The organism is Burkholderia sp. Tr-20355 (genome assembly GCF_017104685.1).
GTDB lineage: Bacteria > Pseudomonadota > Gammaproteobacteria > Burkholderiales > Burkholderiaceae > Burkholderia > Burkholderia seminalis.
The window spans coordinates 1-3463 of the sequence record NZ_JAAGPK010000317.1 but is presented as its reverse complement, the minus strand read 5'-3'; the positions used below and the strand labels follow the sequence as shown (position 1 = coordinate 3463).

3 protein-coding genes are annotated in these 3463 nt (G+C 72.2%); all 3 read left to right on the top strand.

Going from position 1 to position 3463, the window contains the following annotated elements; translation table 11 throughout:
- The coding region (locus tag G3N62_RS34810) for a polysaccharide biosynthesis/export family protein (RefSeq protein ID WP_206141508.1) at nucleotides 1-969 on the top strand (969 nt) is incomplete at its 5' end.
- Nucleotides 966-1463 (top strand): protein-tyrosine-phosphatase, encoded by a 498-nt coding sequence (locus tag G3N62_RS34805; protein ID WP_034189637.1) that lies wholly within the window; start codon nucleotides 966-968, stop codon nucleotides 1461-1463. The genes G3N62_RS34810 and G3N62_RS34805, both read left to right, overlap by 4 nt.
- Nucleotides 1460-3463, top strand: a 2004-nt coding sequence (locus G3N62_RS34800) for a GNVR domain-containing protein (protein WP_206141507.1), incomplete at its 3' end; no start/stop codon positions are given. The genes G3N62_RS34805 and G3N62_RS34800, both read left to right, overlap by 4 nt.

The following is a 3463-nucleotide window of genomic DNA, read 5'->3' as shown; positions in this document are numbered from 1 at the left end:
ACGATCGACCCGGCGCTGATCGCGCGCCAGCATGCGGCGCACGAAGCGGCGGCCGCGTCGCTGGCGGCGCTCGCCGGCGCGCGCGCACCGGCCTACCGGATCGGCCCGGGCGACGTGCTGCAGATCACCGTCTGGGATCATCCGGAACTCGCGGCCGCGCAGGGCGGCATGCCGCAGACGCCGTCTCGCGCCGCCGATCCCGTCGAGGGTTTCGTCGTCGACGATCGCGGTAACCTGACGTTTCCGTATGCGGGCACGCTGAAGGTGGCCGGTTCGACGGCCGCCGAGGCACAGGCGAGCGTGCGGCGCGCCCTGGCGTCGGTCTACCGCGATCCGCAGGTGACGCTGCGCGTCGCGTCGTTCCGTTCGCAGCAGGTCTACATCGACGGCGAAGTCCACACGCCCGGTGCGCAGCCCGTCAACGACGTGCCGATGACGCTCGCCAGCGCGATCGCCCGCGCGGGCGGCTTCACGCCCGCCGCCGACCAGAGCGACGTGACGATCGTACGCGGTGGCATACCGGTTCGCATCAGCCTGACCGGCCTGCTCGAACGGCGCACCGATCCGTCCGGCATCATGCTGCGCGACGGCGACCTGCTGCGCGTCAATGCGCGCGACGACAACGGCGTCTACGTGATGGGCGAAGTGAACCGGCCCATGCTCGCGCTGCCGAAGCGCAACGGCCGCCTGACGCTCAGCGACGCGCTGCTGCAGGCCGGCAGCGTCAACTCGAACACGGCCGACGCCGCGCAGATGTTCGTGATCCGCGGCGCGCACAGCCGCGCGCCGACGATCTTCCATCTCGACGCGCGCTCGCCGGTCGCGATGGTGCTTGCGAACCAGTTCGAACTGGAGCCGAAGGACATCGTCTACGTCGACGGCAACGGGCTCGTCCGCTTCAGCCGCGTGCTGAGCCTGCTGCTGCCGAGCGTCAACACGGGCGTCGCCGCCGGGATCGCCGCGAAATGAGCGCGCGCCCGTTCCTGCTCGTCGTATGCGAAGGCAACCTCTGCCGCAGCCCGCTCGCGGCCGCGCTGCTCGCGGCGCGGTTGCCGCAGGCCGACGTGGAATCCGCCGGCCTCGCACCGCCGCCGCGCCGCCCGGCCGACCCGCTCGCGTGTGACATGGCCGAAGCGCGCGGCCTGACGCTCGACACCCACGCCGCCCGCCCCGTGACGACCGCGCTGTGCACACGCGCCGACCTGATTCTCGCGATGGACGACGGCCAACGCCGCGTGCTCGAGGCGCGCCACCCGTTCCTGCGCGGGCGCGTGTTCCGGCTCGGCGAATACGCGCGTGCGTCGGACGACGCGCGTCCCGGCCTCGACATCCCCGATCCGTATCGCGGCACGCGCGCGGATTTCATCCGTTGCGCGGCGCTGATCGATCTCGCCGTTGCCGGCTGGCTGCCGCGCCTCGCCGCGCGCTGGCCGGCCCACCCCGTTTCCGTCTCCCGGTCATGAACACGCCCTCTTCCTCCGAACGCGAGATCGACCTGGTCCGCGTGCTCGACGTCCTGCGCCATGCGCGCTGGACCGTCGCGTCGATCGTCGCGGCCTGCGTCGCCGCCGGCGCGCTCTATGCGTTCATCGCGCCGCCCACCTATCAAGCCGACCTGATGATCCAGGCCGACGATGCGAGCGACGCCGCATCGAAGAACCTGCTCGGCGACGCCGCGTCGTTCTTCAACGTCGGCTCGCCCGCGTCGGCCGAAGCGCAGATCCTGTCGTCGCGGCTCGTCGTCACGCGCGCGGTGGAAGACCTGCGCGCCTACATCGTCGCGAAACCGTCGCGCGTGCCCGTGATCGGCGCGTTCGTCGCGCGTTTCAACGACGGCGCGGTGTCGCCCGGCCTGCTCGGCTTCGGCGGCTATGCATGGGGCCAGGAGCGCGTGGACGTCGCGCGCTTCGACGTGCCGACGCGCGCCGAAGGCGACACGTTCCACGTCGTGCGGCTCGACGCCACGCGCTACCGGCTGACGGGCGCCGACCTGACGGCCGACGCCGTCGGCCGCGTCGGCCGCGCGGAAACCTTCGCGACGCGCTACGGCCCGCTGCAGATCGAGATCACCGGTTTCGACGCGCTGCCCGGCACCCGCTTCAGGCTGGTCCGGCATTCGCGCGCGGAAACGATCGACACGCTGCGCACCGCGCTCGACGTGCAGGAGAAGGTCAAGCAGTCGGGCGTGCTGGTCGCGTCGCTGCGCGGCGACGACCCGGCCGACCTCAGCGCGACGCTGAACGCGGTGGCGAACCGCTACGTCGAGCAGAATATCGCGCGCCGTTCCGCCGAAGCGGCGCAGTCGCTGACGTTCCTGAACGGACAGTTGCCGATCGTGAAGCAGCAGCTCGAACGGGCGGAAACGCATTACGCGTCGCTGCGCAGCCGCACCGGCTCGGTCGATCTCGCCGAGGAAGGCAAGCTTGCGCTCCAGCAAGGCGCGGACCTGCAGACGCGCGCGCTCGAACTGCGGCAGAAGCGCGACGAACTTTCGCGCCGCTTCCTGCCCACCCACCCCGACATGGCCGCGCTCGACGCGCAGCTCGCGACGCTCAGGCGCCAGCAAGGCGCGCTCGACAGCCGCATCGCACACCTGCCCGCGCAGCAGGCCGAGGAAGTGCGCGCGCAGCTCGACGTGAAGGTCAACACCGACCTGTACACCGCGCTGCTGAACAACATCCAGCAGCTCGAACTCGTGCAGGCCGGCCGCACGGCCAGCGTCCGCGTGGTCGACGCGGCCGTCGCACCGGCCGATCCCGTCCGGCCGAACCGGCCGGTCGTGATCGCGGCGGCCGCGCTGGCCGGCCTCGCGCTCGGCATGCTCGCCGCGTTCGCGCGCGAGTTCCTGTACGGCGGCCTCACGGCCGTCGACGAGATCGAACGCCACACGTCGCTGCCGGTGCGCGCGGTACTGCCCGCCGCCGCGCGCCAGCGCCGCCTGATCCGCGCGGTCGAACGGCGCGACGCGGGGTTGCACGTGCTGGCCTACGACGATCCGGACGAACCCGCGATCGAAGGGCTCCGCAGCCTGCAGACCGCGCTGCACTTCTCGCTGGCCGACGTCCCGCATCCGCTCGTGCTGGTCACCGGCCCCGCGCCCGGCACCGGCAAGTCGTTCGTGTCGGTCAACCTCGCAGCCGTGCATGCGGCGAACGGCCAGCGCGTGCTGCTGATCGACGGCGACCTGCGCAAGGGCTATCTGCATCAGTACTTCGGCCTCGAACGCGGCGCCGGTTTCGCGGAACTGCTCGACGGTCGCGCCCGCGCGGACGACGTCGTCCGCCGCGGCGTCGCGCCGAACCTCGACTTCCTGCCGACCGGCGAACTGCCGGCCGCGCCGATCGCGCTGCTGCAGCACGCCGGCACCGGCGCGCGGCTCGCGTCGCTGCGCGAGCGCTACGACCTCGTGATCGTCGATGCCGCGCCGCTGCTCGCGGTCGCCGACGCGACCTGGCTCGACACA